At 53.8% G+C, this 25,692-nt stretch carries 23 protein-coding genes and 1 rRNA gene; 17 read left to right on the top strand and 7 right to left on the bottom strand.

From position 1 onward, the window contains the following. Positions 1-21: 21 nt before the first annotated feature. From ACIP6T_RS11185 to ACIP6T_RS11200, 4 genes are all read right to left on the bottom strand, one after another. A complete protein-coding gene (locus tag ACIP6T_RS11185) occupies positions 22-441 on the bottom strand; it encodes a hypothetical protein (RefSeq protein WP_400456970.1) in 420 nt (139 codons plus the stop codon). Positions 442-528: 87 nt separating this feature from the next. Continuing rightward, complete coding sequence (mmuM, locus tag ACIP6T_RS11190; protein WP_400456972.1) at positions 529-1,461, bottom strand: homocysteine S-methyltransferase; 933 nt, start codon at positions 1,459-1,461, stop codon at positions 529-531. After that, a complete protein-coding gene (gene mmuP, locus ACIP6T_RS11195) occupies positions 1,451-2,866 on the bottom strand; it encodes an S-methylmethionine permease (protein WP_400456974.1) in 1,416 nt (471 codons plus the stop codon). Before mmuP ends, mmuM begins: the two co-directional genes overlap by 11 nt. Before the next feature lie 134 nt (positions 2,867-3,000). Next, positions 3,001-3,339 (bottom strand): DUF2002 family protein, encoded by a 339-nt coding sequence (locus tag ACIP6T_RS11200; RefSeq protein WP_007886422.1) that lies wholly within the window; start codon positions 3,337-3,339, stop codon positions 3,001-3,003. 150 nt (positions 3,340-3,489) lie between these two features. Here ACIP6T_RS11200 and ACIP6T_RS11205 point away from each other — a divergent pair, with 150 nt between their 5' ends. From ACIP6T_RS11205 to emrB, 11 genes are all read left to right on the top strand, one after another. Beyond that, positions 3,490-3,810: a DUF883 family protein gene (locus ACIP6T_RS11205; RefSeq protein WP_097096338.1), complete on the top strand. Its 321-nt coding sequence runs from the start codon at positions 3,490-3,492 to the stop codon at positions 3,808-3,810. Between the two features lie 672 nt (positions 3,811-4,482). After that, a complete protein-coding gene (gene nrdH / locus ACIP6T_RS11210) occupies positions 4,483-4,725 on the top strand; it encodes a glutaredoxin-like protein NrdH (RefSeq protein ID WP_400456977.1) in 243 nt (80 codons plus the stop codon). Between the two features lie 4 nt (positions 4,726-4,729). Continuing rightward, entirely contained in the window at positions 4,730-5,134 is a 405-nt protein-coding gene (nrdI, locus tag ACIP6T_RS11215; protein ID WP_097096336.1) for a class Ib ribonucleoside-diphosphate reductase assembly flavoprotein NrdI, read from the top strand. Then, on the top strand, positions 5,113-7,251 hold the full coding sequence (gene nrdE, locus ACIP6T_RS11220) for a class 1b ribonucleoside-diphosphate reductase subunit alpha (RefSeq protein WP_400456979.1): 2,139 nt from the start codon (positions 5,113-5,115) through the stop codon (positions 7,249-7,251). The genes nrdI and nrdE overlap by 22 nt, the downstream gene beginning before the upstream one ends. Positions 7,252-7,259: 8 nt before the next feature. Further along, on the top strand, positions 7,260-8,219 hold the full coding sequence (gene nrdF / locus ACIP6T_RS11225; RefSeq protein ID WP_400456980.1) for a class 1b ribonucleoside-diphosphate reductase subunit beta: 960 nt from the start codon (positions 7,260-7,262) through the stop codon (positions 8,217-8,219). Positions 8,220-8,630: 411 nt separating this feature from the next. Beyond that, a complete protein-coding gene (proV, locus tag ACIP6T_RS11230) occupies positions 8,631-9,827 on the top strand; it encodes a glycine betaine/L-proline ABC transporter ATP-binding protein ProV (protein ID WP_345828626.1) in 1,197 nt (398 codons plus the stop codon). Further along, complete coding sequence (proW, locus tag ACIP6T_RS11235; RefSeq protein ID WP_400456982.1) at positions 9,824-11,008, top strand: glycine betaine/L-proline ABC transporter permease ProW; 1,185 nt, start codon at positions 9,824-9,826, stop codon at positions 11,006-11,008. The genes proV and proW overlap by 4 nt, the downstream gene beginning before the upstream one ends. A 57-nt stretch (positions 11,009-11,065) precedes the next feature. Continuing rightward, the gene (gene proX, locus ACIP6T_RS11240; RefSeq protein WP_370659793.1) at positions 11,066-12,067 is read left to right on the top strand and encodes a glycine betaine/L-proline ABC transporter substrate-binding protein ProX; all 1,002 of its coding nucleotides are present in this window, start codon (positions 11,066-11,068) and stop codon (positions 12,065-12,067) included. Between the two features lie 716 nt (positions 12,068-12,783). Further along, a complete protein-coding gene (gene mprA, locus ACIP6T_RS11245) occupies positions 12,784-13,314 on the top strand; it encodes a transcriptional repressor MprA (protein ID WP_400456985.1) in 531 nt (176 codons plus the stop codon). 147 nt (positions 13,315-13,461) lie between these two features. Continuing rightward, positions 13,462-14,634 (top strand): multidrug efflux MFS transporter periplasmic adaptor subunit EmrA, encoded by a 1,173-nt coding sequence (gene emrA, locus ACIP6T_RS11250; protein WP_345828620.1) that lies wholly within the window; start codon positions 13,462-13,464, stop codon positions 14,632-14,634. A gap of 17 nt (positions 14,635-14,651) precedes the next feature. Then, entirely contained in the window at positions 14,652-16,187 is a 1,536-nt protein-coding gene (emrB, locus tag ACIP6T_RS11255; RefSeq protein WP_097096330.1) for a multidrug efflux MFS transporter permease subunit EmrB, read from the top strand. Between the two features lie 36 nt (positions 16,188-16,223). Here the strand turns inward: emrB and ACIP6T_RS11260 are convergent, their stop codons facing one another. Continuing rightward, the gene (locus ACIP6T_RS11260; RefSeq protein ID WP_097096329.1) at positions 16,224-17,354 is read right to left on the bottom strand and encodes a tRNA/rRNA methyltransferase; all 1,131 of its coding nucleotides are present in this window, start codon (positions 17,352-17,354) and stop codon (positions 16,224-16,226) included. Between the two features lie 156 nt (positions 17,355-17,510). Here ACIP6T_RS11260 and trxC point away from each other — a divergent pair, with 156 nt between their 5' ends. From trxC to ACIP6T_RS11290, 6 genes are all read left to right on the top strand, one after another. Next, entirely contained in the window at positions 17,511-17,930 is a 420-nt protein-coding gene (gene trxC, locus ACIP6T_RS11265; protein ID WP_007886387.1) for a thioredoxin TrxC, read from the top strand. Between the two features lie 89 nt (positions 17,931-18,019). Then, a complete protein-coding gene (locus ACIP6T_RS11270) occupies positions 18,020-18,712 on the top strand; it encodes a tRNA-uridine aminocarboxypropyltransferase (RefSeq protein ID WP_097096328.1) in 693 nt (230 codons plus the stop codon). Positions 18,713-18,795: 83 nt separating this feature from the next. After that, a complete protein-coding gene (locus tag ACIP6T_RS11275; protein ID WP_400456989.1) occupies positions 18,796-19,566 on the top strand; it encodes a YaeF family permuted papain-like enzyme in 771 nt (256 codons plus the stop codon). A 43-nt stretch (positions 19,567-19,609) separates the two neighbouring features. Further along, positions 19,610-22,267 (top strand): GNAT family N-acetyltransferase, encoded by a 2,658-nt coding sequence (locus ACIP6T_RS11280; RefSeq protein WP_400456991.1) that lies wholly within the window; start codon positions 19,610-19,612, stop codon positions 22,265-22,267. A 116-nt stretch (positions 22,268-22,383) separates the two neighbouring features. Beyond that, complete coding sequence (pssA, locus tag ACIP6T_RS11285; RefSeq protein ID WP_097096325.1) at positions 22,384-23,739, top strand: CDP-diacylglycerol--serine O-phosphatidyltransferase; 1,356 nt, start codon at positions 22,384-22,386, stop codon at positions 23,737-23,739. Between the two features lie 3 nt (positions 23,740-23,742). Beyond that, positions 23,743-24,063: a YfiM family lipoprotein gene (locus tag ACIP6T_RS11290; protein WP_400456993.1), complete on the top strand. Its 321-nt coding sequence runs from the start codon at positions 23,743-23,745 to the stop codon at positions 24,061-24,063. Here ACIP6T_RS11290 and ACIP6T_RS11295 read toward each other — a convergent pair whose 3' ends face one another. Both ACIP6T_RS11295 and rrf read right to left on the bottom strand, forming a co-directional pair. Continuing rightward, positions 24,064-25,368, bottom strand: coding sequence for an MFS family transporter (locus ACIP6T_RS11295; RefSeq protein WP_097096323.1), 1,305 nt, complete (start codon positions 25,366-25,368; stop codon positions 24,064-24,066). Between the two features lie 231 nt (positions 25,369-25,599). Then, a 5S ribosomal RNA gene (gene rrf, locus ACIP6T_RS11300) occupies positions 25,600-25,692 on the bottom strand; the annotation flags it as partial.

A 25,692-nucleotide genomic window follows, 5' to 3' on the forward strand; every position in this document is an offset into this window, starting at 1 on the left:
GCATTCATGCGCACCTGAATATCAGCCGCGCGCGCCTACTACGTTCAGCTTCGGCTGCGGATGTTCAGGTTTGAGATTGTACATGCCGCCATAGAAAGGATCGACCAGCAGCCAGCCGGGGAAGCCCAGCAGCGGGATATTGCCGATCAAATACCACAGATTCGCGTTGGCCTCGATCGGCAGCGTTACCGGCACGTAGCCCGGACTCTCCAGCATCACCTGATAATGCTTCTTGCCAAAGTAGTTACCGGTGGATTTTGCCAGCTCGACGGTTTGCGGCGTATACCCCTGCGCTACCGCGCGGCCGGTCTCATCTTGCACGGTGAAACGTGCGCCTTGCGGCACAGAGTCAATTTTTACCGGTTGCGTTTCAGTGCCGACAATGGTGGCGCAACCGCTCAACAGCAGCGCACAGGCAGGAAAAAGGTGTCGCAGGTTCATAGCAGGTCCGCTTCAGCATCAGAAAGGAGAGTTTACCCCGCCCTTCTGAGCTTAATCGCGCTAGTACTGATGCTTTTCTGCGCTTTATTACGGTTGACAACAGGCGGCAATCGCCGCGATATCCTGCGGTGTGGTGCGGCAGCAGCCGCCAATCAGACGCGCGCCGGCCTGTTGCCATTCGTGGAACTTGTCGTGCAGCGTGCAACCCGACGGTGCCGAGTGCCAGGTTTTGCTGCTGGCATCGTACTGCTCACCGGAGTTGGGATAAACCAGCAGTGGCTTATCGCTCTGCGCCTGCAAGTTGCGCAGGGCTGGCGTTACGCTCTCCAGCGCCACGCAGTTGATGCCAATTGCTAGCACCTGCGGCGCGCCATTCACCAGCTCGGCCACTTGGCTCAGCGGCGTTCCATCGCTGATGTGCTCAGCGTCGCGCAGGGTAAAGGAGAACCATGCGCAACTGTCAGGGAACTCGGCCAGCAAGCTTATCAGCGCCTGCGCTTCGGCAAACGACGGCAGCGTTTCACACGCCAGCAGATCAACACCCGCCTCCAGCAACGCCTTCACGCGTGGACGATGGAACGCTTTCATCTCCTCTTCCGGCAGCGCGTAATCACCGCGATACTCGGCGCCATTGGCCAGAAACGCACCGTACGGCCCGACAGAACCGGCCACCAACAGCGGTGCGGTGCTGGCAGATGATGCGCGATAGTCGTCGCGCGCACGCTGCGCCAGCTGCACGCTTTGTTTGATCAGGACCAGCGCCTGCGCTTCATCTAATCCACGCGCGGCAAACCCCTGCGGCGTGGCCTGATAGCTGGCGGTGATTGCTACATGCGCACCTGCGGCAAAATAATCGTGATGCACCTGATAAATCAGCTCAGGATTTTCCATCAGCACTTTGGCCGACCACAGCGCATCGGCCAGATTGCAGCCGCGCGCCTCCAGTTCGGTGGCCAGCGCACCATCCAGAATCAGCGTGTCAGTGTGGGTTAGTGCCTGGGCGATGGGATTACGCGGCATCGTTGGCCTCCTCAGCCTTAAGAGATGATTTACGTCGTTGCGTGACATGGTAGGCGGCATAGCAGAACAGCACAAAGGGAATGCCGCACCATAGCGCAATACGCTGCGACGGATCGAACGCTAAACCGACGCATGCTAACAAGCACAACAGGAAACCGAGAATCGGCGTGAGCGGATAAAGCGGCGCGCGATAGGCAAGCTGTTGCAATGTGCCGCCCGCCTGCAGATGGCGACGACGAAACACATAATGCGAGGCGCAAATACTCAACCACACTGCCACCACGGCAAAACCCGCAATCGCCGACAGTGCGACAAACACCGTGTCCGCCGCAATCACGCTTGAGAATAGCGCCAGCAGCCCGCCCAGCATGCTTACCGTTAACGCCAGCACCGGAATGCCACGCCGGTTCACGCGCGCAAAACAGCGCGGCAAGGTGTTCTCATTGGCCAGCGACCACAGCATGCGGCCGGAAGCGTACAAGCCGGAGTTAGCCGCTGACAGGATGGCGGTCAGAATCACAAAGTTAAACATATCCGCCGCGTAAGGGATGCCGATCTTTTCAAATACCAGCACAAACGGACTTTTGACAATGCCCGCCTGATCCATCGGGATCAGTGCCGCCAGCACGAACACCGTGCCGATAAAGAAGATGATCAAGCGTGCAACCGTGGTACGGATCGCCAGCGGCAGCGCTTTTTGTGGCTGTTCGGTTTCACCGGCGGCGATACCGATCAATTCCGTGCCGGAGAAAGCGAAGTTCACCGCCACCATGGTCATCAGAATCGGCAAGGTGCCGTGTGGCAGCCAGCCTGATGCGGTGAGATTGTGTAATCCCGGCGCCGCGCTGCCATCTTTCATCGGAATAAAACCGAAGATCGCGCCCGCGCCAAGGATAATAAAGGCGATGATGGTAACCACTTTGATGATGGAGAACCAAAATTCGCCTTCGGCAAAGAAACGCGTCGAGACGATATTTAACAGGTAAATGGCGCCACAGAACACCAAGCACCACAGCCATACCGGCACGCTCGGGAACCAGTACTGCATACAAAAGCCGGCGGCAGTCAGGCTGGATCCCAGCGCAACCGTCCAGGTCAGCCAATACAGCCAGGCGACGGTATAACCGGTTGCCGGGCTGAGATAACGTGCAGCATAGACGTGGAACGCGCCGGTTTCCGGCATCGCCACCGCCAGTTCGCCGAGGCACACCATCACCAGCCATACCACCAGCGCGCCAATCAGATAGGCCAGCAAGGTACCGGCAGCGCCGGTAGTTGAAATGATGTAACCGGTATTGAAAAACAATCCGGTACCAATCACACCGCCCAGCGACAGCATGACCAGATGCCGTACCTTCATGGTGCGCTTAAAGTTTTCCTGTGGAGGAAGATCCTGAGTTTGCATCAATATTATCCGTATGGACGTCTGAACATCTATATGGACACAGGGTTATACGCGTCGGCGTGACGATTTGCAACGTGGCAGAAGGTAAGGATTTAGGGGAAAGGTGTGCGGCCCCGCGAATACGGGGCGCAGCATCAGGCGCCGAAAACGCCCTGCAGATAACGCTCAAGCGCCACGCGCGAGCTGAAGCCGTGCGGAATGCCGTAATGCTCCTGCGAATCGCCCATTAAATAGAGCGGGAATTGGGTGTAGTGATCGCAGGTTTTCATTTCCGACGCCGGTTCAGCAAAGCCGTGGCTTTTCTCTTTCAGCGTAGGGTGAATAATCAACGCAGTACGTCCCATACGCGCTTCACGATTGACGTAGACATAGTTTTCGCCGCGACGATAACCGTAAATCTTTGGCGTCTGGGTATCCATTTCGAAGCCCGCTTTCTCTAGTACGCGTGCTACCTCATCGGGTCGTAAATACATGCTTGCTCCTCTCTTCTCACAGCCCCGCAACCTTACAACAGCAGGATGGCATGGGCATTCGGAATTTTCCCTAAAGCCTGGCACATCCCTGCGTTTAGTCACGCTTCGTCTACACTCAGTATTACGTTTTAAATCAAAGGGAGCTAAAAAATGTTTAATCGAAGCGCAAAAAACGATGACATTGATATCAATCAGGATGTAAACGAACTGGCCGATTCGCTAGAGGCGTTACTTAAATCTTATGGCAGTGAAGCTAAAGATGAGGTTGATAATGCACGCAGCCAGGCGCAGGCGTTGCTGAAACAGACGCGTGCCAAACTGAGCGGCGGACAGAGTCGCGTGTCACAAGCGGCACGTGATGCGGGTACGCAGGTTGATGCCTATGTACATGACAAACCGTGGCACGGCGTTGGTGTGGGTGCTGCAGTCGGTCTGGTGCTCGGCGCGCTGTTGGTGTCTTCTCGCCGATAAGCTTGCCAGTGCAGGTAAATAGCCTCGCCTCGTGCGGGGCTTTTTTGTGGGTGCGATCTGTGCGCGCTTTCCCTCATCCCAACCTTCTCCCGCAAGCGGGAGAAGGGGCCGATCGCGCTTCGTAAAAAAACTATTGAGTACCACCTAACTATCCCCTCGCCCGCTTGCGGGAGAAGGAGCCGATCGCGCTCCGTAAATAACTATTGAGTACCACCTAACTATCCCCTCGCCCGCTTGCGGGAGAAAGAGCCGATCGCGCTTCGTAAATAACTATTGAGTACCACCTAACTATCCCCTCGCCCGCTTGCGGGAGAAAGGGCCGATCGCGCTTCGTAAAAAAACTATTGAGTACCACCTAACTATCCCCTCGCCCGCTTGCGGGAGAGGGTTAGGGTGAGGGCCAAACCGCACAAAATTCGACCTAATCTCCCACCTCATTCCCTTTACAAAAAATTTTTCCGGCCTGGAAGGCGCATGATCTCTGGACTTAGCGATTATCTGAAGATCAAAATAACAAAACCCTATATCTGGTGGGCTTGACCCTAAAGAGCACTACATCTAGTATCTAACTCATCAACCAGCTACCAAATGTCGTCAAGGACGAAGTTCGATGCAAACCGGATTTTGCTTCGTATCTCGCAATCTGACCGCAATCAAAGGGAAATACGAATCATGCGCATTATTATTTACACCAAAGACAACTGTGTCCAGTGCAATGCGACAAAAAATGCCATGGACCGCAAAGGTATCGATTACCAGCTGATCAACCTTGATACCCAACCCGAAGCGATCGACAACCTCAAATCTCTCGGCTATCGCCAGGTGCCGGTGGTGATGACGCATGACGATCACTGGAGTGGCTTCCGCCCCGATAAAATCGCCGGTCTGCGCCAGCTCGCGACAGTCGGGGGATAAGGCCATGTTTCCACTGGTGTACTTTTCTAGCCAGTCGGAAAACACGCACCGATTCATTACTCGTCTGGGCCTGCCCGCCCGCCGCATTCCGGTTGACGGCACGCAGCACCTGCATATTGAACAGCCCTATATTTTAGTGGTGCCGAGCTACGGCGGCGGCAGTTCGCGCGGCGCAGTGCCCAGACAAGTGATTCAATTCCTCAATGATGATGCCAACCGACGCGGGATCCGCGGGGTGATTGCTGCCGGTAACCGCAACTTTGGTGAAGGCTATTGCCTGGCGGGCGACATCATTGCGCAGAAATGTCAGGTTCCCTATCTCTACCGCTTTGAGCTAATGGGAACCCCCGACGATATCGCTAATGTAAAAGCGGGAGTGACCCAATTTTGGCAACGACAGACACCCTGAACAGCACGCAGCTGGACTATCACGCGCTCAACGCGATGCTGAACCTGTATGATGCCGATGGCCGCATCCAGTTCAGCAAAGATCACGAAGCCACGCGTCAGTTCTTCCTGCAACATGTGCAGCCCAACACCGTGCAGTTCGCCTCGGCAGGCGAGCGCCTGCGCTATCTGGTGGCCGAAGGCTACTACGAAGCCGACGTGCTGAATCAGTACGCTTTCGATTTCCTGTGTCAGCTGCACGACGAAGCGGACGCAGCGAGTTTCCGTTTTCACACCTTCCTGGGTGCGTGGAAGTTTTACACCAGCTACACGCTGAAAACATTCGACGGCAAGCGCTATCTGGAAAGTTTTGAACAGCGCGCCTGCATGGTGGCGCTGACGCTGGCTCGTGGCAATGAAACCTTAGCGCGAGAGTTACTGGCGGAGATGCTTAGCGGCCGCTTCCAGCCCGCTACGCCAACCTTCCTCAACTGCGGTAAGCAGCAGCGCGGCGAGCTGGTCTCCTGCTTCCTGCTGCGCATCGAAGACAACATGGAATCGATTGGACGCGCGGTGAATTCCGCGTTGCAGCTGTCCAAACGCGGCGGCGGCGTAGCGTTTTTGCTCTCAAACCTGCGTGAATCCGGTGCGCCGATTAAGCGTATTGAAAACCAATCGTCCGGCGTGATTCCGGTAATGAAAATGCTGGAAGACGCGTTTTCCTACGCTAACCAGCTTGGTGCGCGTCAGGGCGCGGGCGCGGTGTGGCTGAATGCCCACCATCCGGACATTTTCCGCTTCCTCGATACCAAACGCGAAAACGCTGACGAGAAAATTCGTATCAAAACCCTGTCGCTTGGCGTGGTGATCCCGGATATCACTTTCCAGCTGGCGAAAGAGAATCGCGATATGGCGCTGTTCTCGCCGTACGATGTTGAGCGTATTTACGGCAAGGCGTTTGGTGATATCAGCATCAGCGAGCTTTATGACGAAATGCTGGCAGACGATCGCATCACCAAGACGTTCATTAAACCGCGCGATTTCTTCCAGACGCTGGCGGAGATTCAGTTTGAATCGGGCTATCCGTACATCATGTTCGAGGATAGCGTTAACCGCAGCAACCCGATTGCCGGCCGCATCAACATGAGCAACCTGTGTTCCGAAATTTTGCAGGTCAACAGCGCCAGCGAGTTCTATGACGATCTCAGCTATCGCCGCGTCGGCAAGGATATCTCCTGCAACCTCGGCTCGCTCAACATTGCGCATGCCATGGATTCACGCAATCTGGCGCAGACCGTGGAAACCGCGGTGCGCGCGCTGACCGCCGTCTCTGAAATGAGTGAGATTAACTCGGTGCCATCGGTAGCGGAAGGTAATCGTCGTTCGCATGCGATTGGCCTTGGTCAGATGAACCTGCACGGTTATCTGGCGCGTGAAGGTATGGCGTACGGTTCAGAAGAAGCGCTGGATTTTACCAATCTCTACTTCTACTGTGTCACCTATTACGCCGTGCGCACCTCGAATCTGCTGGCGCAGGAACACCAGAAGAGTTTCGACGGTTTCGCCGAGTCGCAATACGCCAATGGCAAATATTTCGATAAGTATGTCGAGCAAGCCTGGCAGCCGCGCACCGCGCGCGTGGCACAACTGTTTGCCGATGCCGGGATTGCCCTGCCGACGCAGGCTGATTGGCAAGCGCTGCGCGAAGCGGTAATGCAGCATGGGTTATACAACCAGAACCTGCAGGCGATTCCGCCAACCGGTTCGATCTCGTACATCAACCACGCCACTTCAAGCATTCACCCGATCGTGTCGCGCATTGAGATTCGTAAAGAGGGCAAAACCGGCCGCGTCTATTATCCGGCACCGTTTATGACCAACGACAATCTCGACCTTTATCAGGATGCGTACTCGATTGGTCCGGAAGCGATTATTGATACCTACGCCGAAGCCACGCAGCACGTCGATCAAGGCTTGTCATTAACCCTGTTCTTCCGCGATGACGTGACTACGCGCGATATCAACAAAGCGCAGATTTATGCGTGGAAGAAAGGTATCAAAACGCTCTATTACATTCGTCTGCGCCAGATGGCGCTTCAAGGCACCGAGGTGCAGGGCTGCGTCTCCTGCTCACTGTGATAAAAACTATGCAACTAAAACAAATCCAAGCGATTAACTGGAACCGCATCCAGGATGAGAAAGACCTCGAAGTGTGGAACCGCCTGACCAGCAACTTCTGGCTGCCGGAAAAAGTGCCGCTCTCCAACGATCTGCCAGCTTGGCAGTCGCTGGACCACCAGCAGCAGCAGCTGACTATTCGGGTATTTACCGGCCTGACGCTGCTCGACACCATCCAGAACGTGATCGGCGCACCGGGCCTGATGGAAGACGCTATTACGCCACACGAAGAGGCGGTGCTCTCCAACATCTCCTTTATGGAAGCGGTGCATGCGCGTTCGTACAGCTCGATTTTCTCCACGCTGTGTAATACCGCGGATGTCGATGCGGCCTATCGCTGGAGCGAAGAGAATCAAGCCTTACAGAACAAGGCGAAGATTGTGCTGGAGCACTATCGCGCCGAAGATCCGCTGAAGAAAAAAATCGCCAGCGTGTTCCTTGAATCGTTCCTGTTCTACTCCGGTTTCTGGCTGCCAATGTATTGGTCGAGCCGTGGCAAGCTGACCAACACCGCCGACCTGATCCGGCTGATCATTCGTGACGAAGCGGTGCACGGCTACTACATCGGTTACAAGTACCAAAAAGCGTTAGAGAACGTCGATGCTGGCCGACGCGAAGAGCTGCAGCAGTTCGCGATTGATTTGCTGCTGGCGCTGTATGAAAACGAAGTGGTGTATACCGAAGCCTTATACGGTGAAGTAGGCTGGGCGGAAGAGGTGAAAACCTTCCTGCACTACAACGCCAATAAAGCGTTGATGAACCTTGGTTATGAAGCGCTGTTCCCGGCGGAGCTGACTGCGGTTAACCCGGCAATTCTCTCTGCGCTGTCGCCAAACGCCGATGAAAACCATGACTTCTTCTCAGGTTCCGGCTCTTCCTATGTTATGGGGAAAGCAGTAGAGACCGAAGACGAAGACTGGAACTTCTAAGCGTATTTATCAAATAACGCTCTGCTCTTGTAGGGTCGCCATTCATGGCGACCAGGATTCCCGGTGCGCATTAATGCGCACCCTACATTGAACTCCTACATTGATTTATTAATAACGAAAAAACGCCCATATATTCCCGCTCTATTTTCATTCTGCATATCTTTTTTCACGCCATTGACACCATTTCTGTTGCGAAATAGCAATAAATCACACTCTCTTTCATAAAAAATTAATCCACGCTCATCCCTTGTGAGCACTGGCGTTTTTAGCTATTCGTGCAGACGCGCGCCGCCAAATATCGCCATTCAGGGTTGTCAGATAATTTCACTATGCTAGGGTATAGGGCGCTTAAATTTAATCAGGACCACAACAAGAAATAGTTAAACATTTAACCGGGAAATTAATTACTGCATGGCAATTAAACTCGAAGTAAAGAATTTATATAAGGTATTTGGGGATAATCCCGAAAAGGCATTTAAGCTGATTGATAAAGGCGAAAGCAAAGAGAGTATTCTGGCGAAAACCGGTCTCTCCGTCGGCGTTAAGAATGCCAGTCTGGCCATTGAAGAAGGCGAGATCTTCGTCATCATGGGGCTCTCAGGTTCTGGTAAGTCCACCATGGTTCGCCTTCTCAATCGTCTGATCGAGCCCACCCGTGGCCAGGTAATTATAGACGGTGTCGATATCGCCAAAATATCGGATGCGGAACTGCGTGAAGTCCGCAGAAATAAGATCAGCATGGTATTTCAATCCTTCGCACTCATGCCACACATGACCGTACTAAATAATGCTGCTTTTGGCATGGAATTAGCCGGCGTACCGTTGCAGGAGCGTCAGGAAAAAGCGCTGGATGCTTTGCGTCAGGTTGGCCTGGATAATTATGCCCATTCGTATCCAGACGAACTTTCTGGTGGCATGCGTCAGCGTGTAGGATTAGCCCGCGCGTTGGCCATTAATCCGGATATTTTACTGATGGATGAAGCCTTCTCGGCACTTGATCCGCTTATTCGTACTGAAATGCAAGATGAGCTGGTAAAACTGCAGGCGAAACATCAGCGTACTATCGTATTTATTTCTCACGACCTTGATGAAGCCATGCGTATTGGCGATCGTATTGCGATTATGCAAGGCGGCGAAGTCGTTCAGGTCGGCACGCCGGATGAAATCCTCAATAATCCTGCCAACGATTATGTGCGCACCTTCTTCCGTGGCGTCGATATTAGCCATGTGTTCAGCGCTAAAGACATTGCCCGTCGTAGCGCTGGTTCCCTGATTCGTAAAGCCGCCGGTTTTGGTCCGCGATCTGCCATCAAGCTGTTGCAGGATGAAGATCGAGAATATGGCTATGTGCTGGAAAAACAGAAGTTTGTCGGCGTGGTTTCTACCGATTCATTGAAAGCTGCCCTGGCGGCCGGTGAAGGGCTGGATAGCGCACTGCTGGAAACGCCGTTAGCGGTTCCTGCCGATACTTCCCTCAACGATCTGCTCTCCCATGTGGCGCAAGCGCCCTGCGCGGTGCCGGTCGTCAGTGAAGAGAATCAGTATGTCGGTATCATTTCGAAAAGCATGCTGTTGCGCGCTTTAGATCGTGAAGGAGCCCAATCATGAGTGAACAAACGTCTAATCCGTGGGATAGCGCCAGCCAGACCACGCAGCAACCCTCAACGCCTGATGCCAACGCCGCAGCCAGTAACAGCGATCCCTGGGCGAGCGGCAGTGCCGCCCCCGCAGATAGCGGTTCAGCGAACGGCTCTGCCGATGCGTGGGGCGATCCGGCGGCCGCCAGCAGCGGCGGGCACGACGCTGCCAGTCATGCAGCGAGCAGCAGCGACTGGCTCAGCAGCGCACCCGCTCCCGCACCTGAGCATTTCAACATCTTGGACCCGTTCCATAAAACCTGGATTCCACTCGATAGCTGGGTAACCGAAGGCATCGACTGGGTGGTGAGCCATTTTCGCCCGCTGTTTCAGGGCATTCGCGTGCCGGTGGATTACATTCTCAGCGCGTTCCAGCAGTTGCTGCTCGGTATGCCTGCGCCGGTGGCGATCGTGGTGTTTGCGCTGATCGCCTGGCAGATTGCTAGCCCAGCGATGGGGATTGCGACGCTTGTCTCGCTGATTGCGATTGGTGCGATTGGCGCCTGGTCGCAGGCGATGGTGACATTAGCGCTGGTGCTGACCGCCCTGCTGTTCTGTATCGTGATCGGCTTGCCGCTTGGCATCTGGCTGGCGCGCAGCGAACGTGCCGCGCGCATTATTCGTCCGCTGCTGGATGCGATGCAGACTACGCCGGCGTTCGTCTATTTGGTGCCTATTGTCATGCTGTTCGGTATCGGTAACGTGCCGGGCGTGGTGGTGACCATTATCTTTGCGCTGCCGCCGATTGTGCGACTGACCATTCTCGGCATTAAGCAGGTGCCAGCCGACCTGATTGAAGCAAGTGAATCCTTCGGCGCCAGCCCGCGTCAGATGCTGTTTAAAGTACAGCTGCCGCTGGCGATGCCCACCATCATGGCGGGCGTGAACCAGACGCTAATGCTGGCGTTGTCGATGGTGGTGATCGCCTCGATGATTGCCGTTGGCGGCCTTGGCCAGATGGTACTGCGTGGCATTGGACGTCTCGATATGGGCCTCGCCACCGTGGGCGGCGTGGGCATCGTTATTCTCGCCATTATCCTTGATCGTCTGACGCAGTCGATGGGCCGCGACAGCCGCAGCCGTGGCAGTCGTCACTGGTATAGCACCGGGCCGCTGGGTCTGCTGCTCCGCCCTTTCAGTAAAAAAGCCTGATTTTAATGAGCGATCCGCCGGGATCGCTCGTCTCCGACGTAACACGTAAAATAAGGAATGACTATGCGCAAGACAGCTCTATTCGCCGCCGTCCTGACGACGTTCGCCGCGACGCACGTGTCCGCCGCCGACCTGCCGGGTAAAGGCATTACCGTAAAACCGACTCAGAGCACCATTTCTGAAGAGACCTTTCAGACGCTGCTGGTGAGCCGTGCGCTGGAAAAGCTCGGCTATACCGTCGATAAACCCAGCGAGATTGATTACAACGTGGCTTACACCACCATCGCTGCTGGCGATGCCACCTTTATTGCCACCAACTGGCAGCCGCTGCACGATGATATGTATAAAGCGGCGGGCGGCGATGCGAAATTTTATCGTCAGGGCACCTACGTGGGTGGTGCTGCGCAGGGGTATCTGATCGATAAGAAAACCGCTGAGCAGTACCACATCACCAATATCGAGCAGCTAAAAGATCCAAAAATCGCCAAACTGTTTGATACCAACGGCGATGGTAAAGCGGATTTGACCGGCTGTACGCCGGGCTGGGGTTGTGAAGCGGTGATTAATCACCAGATCGATGCTTATAAGCTGAGCAACACCGTTGAACATAATCAGGGTAATTATTCGGCGATGATCGCCGATACCATTACGCGCTTTAAGCAGGGTAAACCGGTGTTCTATTACACCTGGACCCCGTATTGGGTTAGCGACGTGCTGAAGCCGGGTAAAGATGTGGTGTGGCTGCAGGTGCCGTTCTCCTCCCTGCCTGGCGAGCAGAGCAAAGTGGATACTAAATTGGCCAATGGTGCCAACTACGGTTTCCCGGTGAACACCATGCACATCGTGGCCAACAAAGCCTGGACCGAGAAGAACCCGGCAGCGGCGAAATTGTTTGCAGAGATGAAGCTGCCGATTAGCGATATCAATGCTGAAAACGCAGCGATGCATGCTGGTCACGCTTCTGAAGCCGATATCAACGGCCACGTCGATGGCTGGATTAAAGGTCATCAGGCGGAATTTGATAAGTGGATTCAGGACGCGCTGGCGGCGGCTAAATAACGCATTAAAACGCCAGATTTACATTAGCGTTTGTAGTGTGGCGGCGCGATTTTTCGCGCCGTTTTTTATGAGAAAAAAGCTCCAGCAGCCAAAGACTGGATAAACCGTGCCGCTACAAAGCGTCAAACCTTTCTCGTTTACCCTTCTCGATAAGCGAAGCGTGCGCTATAGCGCACTGGTACGTCCTGTTAATTAACCCATCAATGAAATAATTTTTTGGGTTACTATTACCCACAAATGATTATCTCTCTCACTTCCGCGCAATGAACGCTCCTGCTTTGACTGTTGAATTTCAGCCTGTGGATAGAACCGGGTTGCGTGGGCATTGTTAAGAACATGTTAACCAAGCCGTTGATTTACCTGCATTCCCTGGGCAGAAAAAGTGTTTAGAAATCGTAAAGATGGGCACTATCTGATGAGCGATACTGTTCATTAATGATTGGGTTTGTTATGGTTAGCAGAGCAGTTATTCACCAGGGTTATTTTTTCGCGCGAAATTATTTATCTGCAAAAAGGTTTCCCGAAACGAATTGATGACATCATCCGTCTTATTATCCGGCGGTATGTCAGGGCCAGATGCCCAGGGTTAAGGAATAACCTGGAATGTCAGATGTTGACAATGTGATCGTGCGAACAATCACGCACGGAAAATATGACTACGCTTTATCTGTCACCATCATTACTATACCAGTTGCAACTAAGAGGTTTTTTTAAAAATGGAAAGTTCGTTTACTCCCATTGAACAGATGCTAAACATCCGTGCTAACCGCCATAAAGATTTTCCGCTGCAGGAGATCATTCTGACCCGCTTGTGTATGCATATGCAGGGTAAACTGCTGGATAATCGCAACAAAATGTTGAAGGCGCAGGGAATTAACGAAACCTTATTCATGGCGCTGATTACCCTTGATGCGCAGGAAAATCAGAGCATTCAGCCATCGGAACTCAGTTCTGCATTAGGCTCCTCCCGTACCAACGCCACACGTATCGCCGATGAGCTGGAGAAGCGTGGCTGGATTGAACGCCGTGAAAGCGAGAACGATCGTCGCTGCCTGCACCTGCACCTGACCGAAAAAGGCAATGAGTTCCTGCGTCAGCTGCTGCCACCACAGCATCAGAGTCTGCAATATCTGTGGTCTTCGCTCTCGACTCACGAGCAGGATCAGCTGGAAACCATCACCCGTAAGTTACTTAACCGTCTGGATAAAATGGACGAAGATCAGGTTATCGCCTCTCTGTCGCGCTAATAGCAAGAAGTGCGACACAATCACCTTCCGAAATCGCTATTTTAATCCCCTTTTATCCGGCCAGCGCTTCAGCGCTGGCTTTTTCGACTCGGGCATCCGTGTTGAAGGATCAACGCATCCCGACTAAATGGCAACCTGGAGAACAACATGAGTGCGACAGCGGAAGCTCAAAGCCCGCAACAGCCAGCAAATAAAAAGAAGAAGCGCAAAGGTGTGCTGATCCTGCTGGCTATCGTGTTTGTAATTATTGGTATTTCGTATCTGGCTTACTGGTATTTGGTGCTGCGTCACTTCCAGGAAACCGATGATGCCTATGTGGCGGGTAACCAGGTGCAGGTGATGGCACAGGTTTCTGGCAGCGTAAATAAAGTTTGGTTTGATAATACTGACAGGGTCAAAAAAGGTGACGTGTTGGTTTCGCTGGATAAAACCGATGCGCAGCAGGCGTTTGAAAAAGCGCAGACCGCATTGGCCACCAGCGTGCGTCAAACCCATCAGCTGATGATCAATGGCAAGCAATATCAAGCCACCATCAAGCTGCAGCAAACCGCGCTGGATCAGGCCGAAGCTGACCTGAAACGCCGCGAGCCGCTGGGTGCATCAAACCTGATTGGTCGCGAAGAGCTGCAACACTCGCGTGATGCTGTCGCCACGGCGAAAGCACAGCTGGATGTTGCGGTGCAGCAATATAACGCCAATCAGGCGATGATCCTGAATACTTCGCTGGAAAATCAGCCTGCGGTACAACAAAGTGCGGCTGAGCTGCGTGATGCCTGGCTGGCGCTGCAGCGCACCGACATCCGTAGCCCAATTGATGGCTTTATATCACGTCGTAGCGTGCAGGTTGGCTCGCAGATCTCTTCTACTACTCCGCTGCTGGCGGTAGTTCCGGCCACCAATCTATGGGTTGATGCCAACTTTAAAGAGACGCAGCTTTCTGGCGTACGTATTGGACAATCGGCCACGGTAATCAGCGATATCTACGGCGATGACGTGGAGTATCACGGTAAAGTGGTGGGGCTTGATATGGGTACCGGTAGCGCCTTCTCTCTGCTGCCGGCGCAAAACGCCACGGGTAACTGGATCAAAGTGGTTCAGCGTCTGCCGGTACGTATTGAGCTGGATGCACAACAAGTTGCCGAGCATCCGCTGCGTATTGGTCTCTCTACGCTGGTGAAAGTGGATACGCAGAACAAAGATGGCGCTACGCTGGCGAGTGTTGTACGCCCACAAGCCGCTTATGAAAGTAATGCTTTGGCAATCGACCTTGCGCCGGTTAACCAGCTGATTACTGACATCGTTCGTGCCAACGCTGACTAACGCCGCGGGAGGCTGGTATGGCACAAAAACCGCTTGAAGGTGCGCCGTTAGTCCTGATGACCATCGCCCTGTCGCTGGCGACGTTTATGCAGGTACTCGACTCCACCATCGCTAACGTGGCGATTCCGACTATCGCCGGTAATCTCGGTGCCTCGAACTCACAAGGTACGTGGGTGATTACCTCTTTCGGGGTGGCGAATGCCATCTCGATTCCTATTACCGGCTGGCTGGCGAAACGCATCGGTGAAGTGAAGCTGTTTACCTGGGCAACCATCCTGTTTGTGCTCGCGTCCTGGGCTTGTGGCATGTCCGAAAGCCTGGAAATGCTGATCTTCTTCCGCGTCATTCAGGGCGTGGTGGCCGGCCCGTTGATTCCGCTGTCGCAGAGTTTGTTGCTCAATAACTATCCCCCGGCGAAACGCAGCGTAGCGCTGTCGCTGTGGGCGATGACGGTGATTGTGGCACCCATCTGTGGCCCGATTCTCGGCGGCTGGATTAGCGACAACTATCACTGGGGCTGGATCTTCTTCATCAACGTGCCGATTGGTGTGGTCGTGGTGTTACTGACGCTGCAAACGCTGCGCGGACGTGAAACCAAAACCGAAATCCGCCCGATCGATATGATTGGTCTGGTGCTGCTGGTGGTGGGCATTGGTTCGCTGCAGGTGATGCTCGACCGCGGGAAAGAGCTCGACTGGTTTAGCTCCAGCGAAATCATTGTGCTAACGGTGGTCGCCGTGGTGGCGCTACTGGTGTTGCTGGTGTGGGAGCTCACCGACGATCACCCAATAGTCGATTTGTCGTTGTTCAAGATGCGCAATTTCACCATTGGCTGCTTATCGATAAGCCTGGCGTATATGCTCTACTTCGGCTCAATCGTCTTGCTGCCGCAGCTGTTGCAGGAGGTATATGGCTACACCGCCACCTGGGCCGGATTGGCGTCGGCGCCGGTTGGCATTCTGCCAGTCATCCTGTCGCCGATCATTGGTCGTTTCGCACATAAGCTGGATATGCGAAAGCTGGTGACCTTTAGCTTTATTATGTACGCCGTGTGCTTCTATTGGCGCGCCTACACGTTTGAACCGGGGATGGATTTTGGTGCATCGGCGTGGCCGCAGTTTATTCAGGGCTTCGCAGTGGCGTGCTTCTTTATGCCGCTGACCACCATTACGCTTTCGGGCTTACCGCCGGAACGTATGGCTGCAGCATCGAGCCTGTCGAACTTCGTGCGTACACTGGCGGGTTCTATCGGGACCTCGATTACCACCACCATGTGGAGCAATCGTGAATCAATGCACCACAGCTATTTGTCGGAGTCGGTGAATCCGTTCAACGTCAATTCACAGCAGATGTATGACCAGCTGGAAAGTTTGGGGATGACCCAACAGCAGGCATCGGCGTATATCGCACAGCAGATTACCAATCAGGGACTGATTATTTCGGCGAATGAGATCTTCTGGGCATCGGCGGGCGTATTTTTGATCTTGCTGGTGCTGGTGTGGTTTGCGCGCCCACCCTTTGGTGCCGGCGGCGGCGGCGGTGGCGCTCACTAAGCGATACAACAAAAACGGGCCTTGCGGCCCGTTTTTTTATGCGTTCTGACGCCACCATTCGGCGAGCAGAATACCGGTTGCCACTGAGACGTTGAGGCTCTCAACGTTGCCCGTACCGCCAATTGACAGGCTGAGATCACCCTGCTGGAACGCGCTGTCCGACAGACCTTCGCTCTCCTGACCTAACACCAGCACCATTTTGGCCGGCAGCTCCGCTTTTGCCAGCGGTGTGCCTTCATGACTGGAGGTGGTGACGATGGTATAACCTGCTTTACGGAAAGCTTCCAGGCCCTCAGCGAAGCTTTCGCCGCTGATCGCCTGTACGTGCTCAGCACCACCTTCGGCGGTACGTACTGCCGCACCCGACTCCAGCAGCGAAGCATCATTAACCAGCAATCCTTTCACACCGAAGTGCGCGCAGCTACGCATAATACCGCCGAGGTTGTGCGGGTTGCTGACATCTTCCAGCGCCAGCACGCAATCTTTGGTCGGTGCCTTGGTCAGCCACTCGCTAACCGGCATGCCCATGCGCTTCTTAATAATGAAGCACACGCCGCCGTGGTGTTCGGTACCGGATGCTTTGGTCAGTTCGGCATCGTCTACCACGTGGTAGGCTTTGCGGTTAGCCGCCAGCCAGCGCAGGGTTTCGCGGAAGCGCGGCGTCACGCTCTGGATAAACCAGGCGCGCACGATGCTTTCAGGGCGGCTCAGGAACAGTGCCTGGCAGGCATTTTCACCGTAAACGCGCGTCTCTTCCTGACGTTGGCGGCGAATCTGCTCGGGATCGATTACCGGCTTATTGCTGGCTGCATCATCCAGCTGGCTGTCATCTGCAACTGGTGGACGCGAAACGGTGCGCCACGGTGAATCACCGAAACTGCGGTTATCACTGCCACGATCGTCACGCTGACCAAAGCTACGGCCGCGTTCACTGTTGCGTGCGTCGCGCGGGGCAGAACCACGTCCGCCGGCTTCGCTGCGTGCGCCGCTACGGCCACTCTCTTCATTACCCCGTGCGCTGCGAGGACCAGAACGACGATTATCTTCCTGGCGCGCAGCAGGACGGCCGCCTTTGCCGGTACGGGGATTAGGCTTTTGACCACCCTCCTCATCACGTACATACATCACTTTTACCTTGCCGCTTTTGCCTTTAAATTCGTCGTTCATCTGTTCCTCCAGCATTGAGAGCGCGAAGATTACCTGATGTGTCGGTGCTTAGCTATCAACTATTGAACCTATTGGGCAATCCAGATTGAGCATAGCACTCAACCTTTTCATAATGTCCGGCAATCATCAGATTTACAGGTCCGGGTTGAGGTAAATATGAATACAGTCTGTGCCTCCTGTCAGGCAACTAATCGCGTGCCCGAGTCGCGCATTGCCGATGGAGCAAAATGTGGGCGTTGCGGCGGTGAGCTGTTTAACGGTGAAGTTGCCAACGCGACATCCGCCACGCTGGATAAATATCTGCAGGACGATCTGCCGGTAGTGATCGACTTCTGGGCACCGTGGTGCGGCCCGTGCGTAAACTTTGCGCCAGTGTTTAAAGATGTCGCCGACGAGCGGCGCGGCAAAGTGCGTTTTGTGAAGGTAAACACGGAAGCTGAACCAGCGTTAAGCTCGCGGTTCCGCATTCGCAGCATTCCGACCATTATGCTGTTTAAGAACGGTGAGATGGTCGACATGCTGAATGGTGCTATGCCGAAAGCGCCGTTCAATGAGTGGCTCGACGAATCGCTGTAAAGCGCTGATGGCCAGCCGCGCGCTGGCCTTCCTTATTACCTTTCCCTGCTAATTCCATTACACTGACGTTTTTTCCAGCCTGCGAATTTATGTCTGAAAATGCCGTCCTGCGCTTACGCGCGCAACGTTTAGCGCGCGCTACGCGCCCGTTTCTGGCGCGCGGTAATCGCGTGCTGCGCTGCCAACGCTGTTTGCTACCGCAGAAAAATTGTCTGTGCGCGACCATCCAGCCACAGCCAGCGCGTAGCCGCTTTTGTCTGGTGATGTTTGATACCGAGCCAATGAAGCCCAGCAATACCGGCAGGCTGATTGCCGATGTGCTGCCGGATACGCAGGCGTTCGGTTGGTCGCGCACCGAGCCAGATCCTCAGCTGCTGGCCGCAGTTAAAAGCGAACATTATCAGCCGCTGGTGGTGTTTCCCGCGTCGTACGCTGATGCCGATCGTGACGTGTTAACCCGCCCGCCTCTGACCGGCAAACCGCCGCTGTTTATCCTGCTCGATGGCACCTGGACCGAAGCGCGTAAGATGTTCCGTAAAAGTCCGTGGCTCGATGCATTCCCGGTGATGTCGCTGAACGTGACCACGCCATCGCGCTATACGCTGCGTGAAGCGCACGGCGTGGGTCAACACTGCACCGCAGAAGTTGCCGCTGCGCTACTGGAGCAGGCCGGCGATCTTGCCGCCGCTGCAGAACTACATCACTATTTCGAACGCTTCCGTCACGCTTATCTGGCGGGCAAGCCGCACCATCCCGTGCATAGCCTCGAAAATGTCCTTTAAGGATTTGCAGCTTTTGTAACCAGCCAGTTTGATTTATAGTCGCGCATCGCCACGGAGTTGGCCTTATATGCAAAGGATGCACGATGAAAACTTTCTGGCTGCTGATGCTGCTGCTCACAGGCTGCAGCACCGCCCCACAACCCGACCGCGCTTTTCCGCCGCAGCTGCAATCTGCCAGCACCCGCCCAACCGCACTGATTTCAAGCAGCGCTTTGATGCCCGGTGATTTGTTGCTCTCATCCGCCACGTCACCACAATCGTGGGGAATTCGCCTGTTTACTCTGACTGGCGTAAGCCATGCAGCGATTTATCTTGGCGATGAACAGGTCGCGGAAGCGGTTGGCAGCGGCGTTAAAATTATTCCGCTAAATCATGCTATTGATGAAAGCAATAGTCTGCTGGTGCTGCGCGTACCCGGCATGACCAGCGAGCAGATGCTGCGCTTACGGAAGTTTGCCGATTTACAGCAAGGCAAAAAATACAACTTCAAGGGCATCGTAATGTTTATGCCGTTTATGGTGTCACGCCGTCTGTGTGAACTGCCACTCGTAAATGAAGAGGTTCGCAGTGCCTGCCTTACCGCAATGGCCCGCGTGCAGTTAGCTGATGTTGACGATCCTCAAGCCAATCGCTTCTTCTGCTCCGAATTTGTATTGGCGGGCTATCGTCATGCGGGTATTGAACTGTTGCAGGGGCAGGCCAATTGGGTCAGCCCGGCAGATTTACTGCATTTACGTGACGGCGATGTCTCTGCATGGCGGGCGCAGCAGAATATGCAGTATGTCGGCCATTTAAAACGCTGGAATCTAAAAGAGATCCTCGGCCTGCGATCGGCGAATCAGCAAGCGCATTAAAAAGCGTTTACAATCATGCCAATCTTGATAGCAGGAGCGGATGATGAGCCAACGCGGACTGGAAGCGCTGTTACGACCTAAATCAATCGCGGTAGTCGGTGCCTCGATTACCCCGGGGCGCGCCGGCTACTTTATGATGCGTAATCTGCTGGCCGGCGGGTTTAGTGGTCCGGTGTTGCCGGTGACGCCGAAGTATAAAGCAGTGAGCGGCGTGCTGGCCTGGCCTGATATCGCCAGCCTGCCCTTCGCGCCCGATCTCGCCATCATCTGCACCCATGCCAAACGTAATCTCGAACTACTGCAACAGCTGGGTGAAAAAGGCTGCAAGGCGTGCATTATTCTTTCAGCACCGGCCAGTCAATTGGAAGAACTGAAAGCCTGTGCCAGCCAATGGCAAATCCGCCTGCTCGGCCCGAATAGCTTAGGTTTGCTGGCGCCATGGCAAGGGCTAAATGCTAGCTTCTCACCGGTGCCGATTGCAAAAGGACGTATTGCCTTTATTTCACAATCGGCCGCGGTCTCTAATACCATCCTGGATTGGGCGCAGCAGCGAAACCTCGGTTTCTCGTGGTTTATCGCACTGGGTGACAGCCTGGATATCGACGTCGATGACCTGTTAGATTTCCTCGCGCGCGACGGTAAAACCAGCGCCATTTTGCTCTATCTCGAACATCTGAGCGACGCGCGCCGCTTTGTTTCCGCCTCACGCAGCGCCTCACGCAATAAACCCATTCTGGTGATAAAAAGTGGCCGTAGCCATCAGGCGCAGGCAATGATCGGCACCCGTAGCGGATTGGATGCGGCCTGGGATGCGGCGATTCAACGCGCTGGTTTACTACGCGTGCAGGATACGCACGAACTCTTTACGGCGGTAGAGTCGCTCAGCCATATGCGCCCATTACGCGGCGATCGGCTGATGATTATCAGCAACGGCGCGGCACCGGCTGCGCTGGCGCTCGATGAGCTGTATGCGCGCAACGGCAAGCTGGCGACGCTGAATGATGATACGTTACAGGCGCTGGCAGCGCTGCTGCCGGAAGGTGTCGGTCGCGGTAATCCGCTCGACTTAAAAGATGATGCAACACCGGCACGTTATGTGGCCTGCATTGAACGGCTGCTGGATAGCCATGAACTTGATGCGCTGATGATCATTCATGCGCCAAGTGCCGTATCGCCTTCCAGCGAAACCGCCGAGCAGATTATCGCTGCGGTTGCCAAACATCCGCGTGGCAAACAGGTCACGCTACTGACCAACTGGTGCGGCGAATACTCCTCACAGGCTGCGCGGCGCGCCTTTACCCAGGCAGGAATCCCCACCTGGCGCACGCCGGAAGGAACCATCACCGCGTTCATGCATCAGGTGGAATATCGCCGTAATCAAAAGCAACTGCGTGAAACGCCCGCACTGCCGCTCGGTTTAACCCAGAACAGCAAGCAGGCGCATCAGCTGATTCAACAGGCGCTGGATCAGGGTATTACCACGCTTGATACCCATGAAGTGCAGCCGGTGTTGCAGGCTTATGGATTAGCTACCTTGCCAACCTGGATTGCCAGTGACAGTGCTGCCGCTGCTAGCATCGCCGAACAGATTGGTTATCCGGTCGCGCTGAAACTGCGTTCGCCAGATATTCCCCATAAGTCTGAAGTACAAGGTGTCATGTTGTATCTGCGCAGCGCCGCGGAAGTGGAACAAGCGGCCGAAGCGATTTTCGATCGCGTGCGCGAAACCCATCCACAAGCACACGTTGATGGCCTGCTAGTACAGAGCATGGCGAATCGCGCTGGAGCGCAGGAATTGCGCGTGGTGGTAGAGCAAGATCCGCTGTTCGGCCCCATTATCCTGCTGGGTGAAGGCGGCGTAGAGTGGCAGCCAGATAAACAAGCCGCGGTTGCTTTACCACCGCTGAATATGACGCTGGCGCGCTATTTGGTGATTCAAGCGATGAAGAGTGGCAAGGTGCGCAGTCGTAGCGCGCTGAGGCCGTTGGATATCACCGGGCTTAGCCAACTGTTAGTGCAGGTTTCAAACCTGATAGTCGATTGCCCCGAGATTCAACGCCTGGATATTCATCCGCTACTGGCATCGGCGAATGAATTCACGCTTCTGGATGTGACTTTGCAGCTGGCGCCTTTTAGCGGCGATAACGAAACACGCCTGGCGATCCGCCCTTATCCCCATCATCTGGAAGAGCAGGTGCAGCTAAAAGATGGCCAACATTGTTTGTTCCGCCCCATTCTGCCAGAAGATGAGCCGCAGCTACGTGCCTTCATCGCTCAAGTAACCAAAGAAGATCTCTACTATCGCTACTTCAGTGAAATCAATGAGTTCACTCATGAAGACTTGGCAAATATGACGCAAATCGATTATGACCGTGAGATGGCGATTGTTGCAGTACGTCAGCACAATGGCGCCGACGAGATTATCGGTGTCACGCGCGCCATTTCTGATGCTGACAATATCGACGCAGAGTTCTCCGTTTTGGTCCGCTCCGATTTGAAAGGGTTAGGCATGGGGCGGCGTCTGTTGGAAAAGATGATCCGCTATACACGCGATCATGGCCTGCAACAATTGAACGGTATCACCATGCCGCACAATACCGGCATGATTACGTTGGCGAGAAAACTTAATTTTCGTGTGAATATTCAACTGGATGACGGCATTGTTAGCCTGAATTTGCCGCTTAGCGACGCCATCGGCTAACCTGTAGAGAAAGGTAAAAATCCTCCTTAACAGGCCGGTTGATGGTATTATTTAACGTTAGGATCATGATTTGATGGCAAAAGGCCATGCAATGAACAAAGAAGAAGTGCACTGTGATGTTGTCTAAATTTAAACGTAATAAACACCAACAACACCTCGCACAGCTGCCTAAACTGTCACAATCCGTGTCGGATCTGACCACGCTTTATTCGCCTGCCGAGTTTCGTGAAACCCTGCTGACGAAAATTGCCGCGGCAGAAAAGCGTATCTGTATTACGGCGCTGTATCTGGAAAATGATGACGGTGGCCGGGGAATCATGCAGGCGTTATACGCGGCGCGTCAGGCAAAACCAGAGCTGGATGTCTGCATTCTGGTTGATTGGCATCGTGCCCAGCGTGGACGCATAGGTGCCGCGCGTAGTGTAACCAATGCCGATTGGTATTGTGAAATGGCTGCGCAGCATCCTGATATCGCGATTCCCGTTTACGGTATTCCGGTCAACACGCGTGAAGCGCTTGGCGTGTTACATCTGAAAGGTTTTATCATTGATGATACGTTGCTTTATAGCGGCGCAAGCCTGAACGATGTCTATTTGCATCAGCATGATAAATATCGTTATGATCGTTACCAGCTGATCCGCAATCCGCAGCTGACCGATACGATGTATGCATGGATCTGTGAGAATCTTAAAGAGTCTGAGGCGGTCAATCGCCTCGATCAAAGCGAGCGCCCTTCAAGTCCTGAAATTAAGAATGAAACACGTCAGTTCCGCCAGGAGCTGCGCAGCTTTAACTATCAGTTCACGGGCAATGCGGATAATGAATCACTTACCGTAACGCCGCTGGTTGGCTTGGGTAAACGCAGCCTGCTGAACAAAACCATTTTCCATTTGATGCCGTGCGCGGAGCATAAGCTGACGCTATGCACGCCTTATTTCAACCTGCCAGCCATTCTGGTGCGCAATCTGATTCATTTACTGCGTCAGGGTAAAGAAGTGGAGATTATCATCGGTGACAAAACCGCTAATGACTTCTACATTCCGCCAGAACAGCCCTTCAAGATTATTGGGGCGTTACCCTATCTTTATGAGATCAATCTGCGTCGCTTCCTGAGCCGCCTCCAGTATTACGTGAATAATGGCCAGCTGACCGTGCGCTTATGGAAAGATGGTGAAAACAGTTATCACCTAAAAGGTATCTGGGTTGATGACGAATGGATGATGATTACCGGCAACAACCTCAATCCGCGTGCATGGCGACTTGACCTGGAAAACGCGGTGTTAATTCACGATCCTCTCAATGAATTAGCGGAGCAGCGTGAAAAAGAACTGGCGCTGATTCGCCAGCACACATCGGTGGTGCAGCATTTCCGCGAACTGGAGAGCATCTCTGATTATCCGGCTAAGGTACGCAAACTGATTCGCCGCCTGCGCCGTATTCGTATTGACCGTTTGATTAGCCGTCTGCTTTAACCGATGCGTGCGCTCATCCTCTGCGTAGTTTTGCTGTGTAGTGGATGTGCGCATGTGGCCCAGGATAACTGGACGGGCAAAGATAAAGCGGAACACTTCTTTTCTTCCGCCGCTCTGGCTGCAGCAGGCAGTGAAATCTCTCAGCATCAACATCAAGGTCGCGGGCAAAATTTGCGCTTCGGCTTTCTATTTTCCCTTAGCTTTGGTGTCGGTAAAGAGTGGTATGACAGCCGCTCAGCGGGGAGCGGCTGGAGTTGGAAAGATCTAAGCTGGGACATCGCTGGCGCTGCCAGCGGTATTGCGTTATGGAATCTTAGCCAGTAATTACAGCGCAATCCCCTTCCCTTTACGGTGAAGCATCAGCGAGACCAGGAATGCCAATGCCCCCATTGCCGATACATACCAGAAGAAACTGGTTTCGATGCCTTCCCTCTTCAGCAGTAACGCCACATACTCCGCCGAACCGCCAAATATCGCATTCGCTACCGCATATGACAGTCCGACACCCAGCGCTCGCACTTCTGGTGGGAACATTTCTGCTTTTAAAATGCCGCTGATCGCGGTGTAGAAACTGGTGATGATGAGTGCCAGCATGATTAATGCAAATGCCAGCCAACTGCTCTGCACATTTTGCAACAGCATGAGAACGGGAACAGTACAAATTGCTGCACCAGCGCCGAAGATCATCATAGAGGCGCGACGCCCGATTTTGTCTGACAGTGCGCCAATAATCGGTTGAATCAGCATAAAGACCAATAAAGCACCGGTCATTAACCCACTGGCGCTGCGCGCATCCATGCCTGCAGTATTTACCAGGTATTTTTGCATGTATGTAGTGAAGGTATAAAAACTCAGCGAACCGCCGGCGGTAAAGCCCAGTACCATGATAAAAGCACGAGAGTGATTGCGCAGCAGCCCTATAATGCTGCCAGCATCAGAGTGTTCACGGTTTTTTTTCTCAGAAGTTTCATTGAGAGAGCGACGCAGCCACAAAGCAACAATAGCCAATGCCGCTCCCAGGAAGAAGGGGATGCGCCAGCCCCAACTCCGCAACGCTTCATCACTTAGAATTTGCTGTAAAACGACCACGGTCAGTACCGCCAGTAATTGACCACCAATTAACGTCACATATTGAAACGAAGCATAGAAACCTTTGCGCCCCTCAAGTGCTACTTCGCTCATATAAGTCGCGCTGGTGCCATATTCCCCACCGACAGACAGTCCCTGAAACATACGCGCCAACAACAAAATAACGGGTGCAGCTAATCCTATTTCGCCATAACCCGGTAGGCAGGCAATAACTAACGATCCCAAACACATCATGCATACCGAGATCAACATGGATGTTTTTCGTCCATGCCGGTCGGCAATATAGCCAAACAACCAGCCGCCAATCGGCCTCATGAGAAATCCTGCGGCAAAAACGCCTGCGGTTTGCAGTAGCTGCGTTGTGGTATCGCCACTTGGGAAGAAGATATGGGCAAAATAGAGTGAGAAGAAGGAGTAAACGTAGAAATCGAACCATTCGACTAAATTACCCGAAGATGCGCCAACGATCGCCCAGATGCGTTGTTTACTGACGGCTGCTGTTTCCGGCTGTGCCACTTTTTGTTGTAGGGAGTCTGTCATACTTACCTCATTTCCTTGCGAAGAATTAACGCCAAAGGATTGAGTAAAGCATCTATTCGCTATTTGCGGGAATTGGCTGTAATCCTGGATTACAAATTGTGACAAGAGGGGAATTTTGGAATGTAATTTACGCTTTTTTCATGCGAATTCAGCGTACTGCTTCATTACATCTTTGCAAAAAAACGTAAAAAAGCCCCGAACTTCCGTTCGGGGCTTCTTCACTTATTTAATGCCTGGCAGTTCCCTACTCTCGCATGGGGAGGCCCCACACTACCATCGGCGCTACGGCGTTTCACTTCTGAGTTCGGCATGGGGTCAGGTGGG

The sequence above is a fragment of the Pantoea sp. NPDC088449 genome, from assembly GCF_044753225.1.
Lineage (GTDB): Bacteria > Pseudomonadota > Gammaproteobacteria > Enterobacterales > Enterobacteriaceae > Pantoea > Pantoea floridensis.